This window comes from Mycobacterium gordonae (assembly GCF_002101675.1).
GTDB lineage: Bacteria > Actinomycetota > Actinomycetes > Mycobacteriales > Mycobacteriaceae > Mycobacterium > Mycobacterium gordonae.
The window spans coordinates 1-1801 of sequence record NZ_LQOY01000001.1 but is presented as its reverse complement, the minus strand read 5'-3'; the positions used below and the strand labels follow the sequence as shown (position 1 = coordinate 1801).

Sequence of the window (1801 nt, the reverse complement as noted above, 5' to 3'; positions counted from 1 at the left end):
GTACCGGGGCGAACGGGGGCGCGGGCGGGGCCGGCGGCAAGAGCGGGGTGATCGCGGGCGTCGGCGGTGATGGCGGTCATGGCGGCAATGCCACCGGTACCGGATTCGGCGGTAACGGCGGAGCCGGGGGCGATGGTTATAACGAGGGGCCTGGCAGCGCCGTGGCCGGCGCCGGCGGCGCGGGCGGTTCCGCGGTCAACGGCCGGGGCGGCAACGGCGGCGCCGGGGGTGCGGCGATCAACAACGGGATCGGCAACGCGACCGGCGGCGGCGGCGGAGTGGGTGGCGTGGGCGCCGCGGGCGGCGGCAACGGCGGCGCCGGGGGTGTGGCGACCAACAACGGAACCGGGAACGCCACCGGCGGCACCGGAGCTGCCGGTACCAGCGGCGGCACGACCGGCACCGGGGGCAACGGCGGCGCCGGCGGCGCCGCGACTATCACCAACGCTGTGTCTACCGGCACCGCCATCTCCGGTGACGGCGGTTCCGGTGGCAGCGGCACGACGGGCGGCAACGGCGGGAACGCTGGGACGGCGACCACCAGCGGACTCGGAGCCCTGGCGGCGGGCAAAGGTGGCGCGGGCGGCACCAGCAGCACCGGCGGCGGTGGAATCGGCGGCAGCGGCGGCAACGCGGTCATCAACAACAGCTTCTCCACGGTGACCGCGGTTGGCGGCACCGGCGGCGCCGGCGGCAACGGCGTCAACAACGTCTCATCGCTGGGTGGGGCCGGCGGTAACGCGAACACGACCAGCGCCACCGCAGGGGCGACGGGCGGCACCGGTGGGGCCGGCGGCGCCGCCACCACGGGCATCGGAGGACTCGGCGGTATAGGCGGCGATGCGCAAATCTCCAACGTCGCCTCAGCGGGCACCGCGACAGGCGGCAAGGGCGGGGTCGGCGGCGTTGGCGCGGCCGGTGGCGGCCAGGGCGGCAAAGGCGGCAACGCGCAGACCAACGGGATCGGGGACGCGGTCGGCGGTGCGGGGGTCGATGGCACCAGCGGCGGGACCACCGGTAAAGGCGGGGCGGGCGGCAGTGGTGGCACCGCGCGTCTGACCGGTGCGGGGTCTGCCGGTACCGCCACCGCCGGCAACGGTGGCAACGGAGGTTCCGGCACCACCGGCGGCAGCGGGGCGGACGGCGGTTCCGCGTCGGTCGACATCGGGGGATCAGGGAACGCGTTCGGTGGCCACGGTGGCGTCGGCGGCACCGGCACGACGCTCGGCGGAGTAGGTGGTGCGGGCGGTAGCGTGACGATCGTCGGCAGCGGCACGGGAGTGGCCGGCTCCGGTGGGGCCGGGGGCGGTGGCGGCGCCACTGGCGTCGGCGGTCCCGGTGGCGTGGGTGGCGTCGGGCAAGTATTCGGTGCGTCCTCGACGGGTTCCGTCACCGGCGGCGACGGAGGGCGCGGCGGCGACGGCGCTACCGGCGGTCTTGGGGGTGGCGGTGCTCTGGCATCGACCTCAGGGACCGGAAGCGTGACCGGCGGTAACGGCGGTGCGGGCGGCAACAGCACCGGCAAGGGCGTAGCGGGCGGAGCTGGCGGCTTCGGCGGAGGCGCCAATCTCCTCAACAGCGCCGCGACGGGTACCGCCACCGGCGGTCACGGCGGGGCCGGCGGTGACGGCGCGAGCGGGGGGGTCGGCGGTGGCGGCGGCGTTGCATCCAACCAGGGCTCCGGGAGCGCCATCGGCGGCGCGGGCGGGGTTGGCGGTGACGGCACCACCGGCGCGGGCGGGAACGGTGGAAACGGCGGTGACGCAGGGAGCGTCCAAGGCTCCGCCACAAGTGTTGTCAC

1 pseudogene is annotated in these 1801 nt (G+C 76.2%); it reads left to right on the top strand.

Annotated elements, in window-relative coordinates:
* Positions 1-1801, top strand: a pseudogene (locus AWC08_RS38885) (PE family protein); the annotation flags it as partial.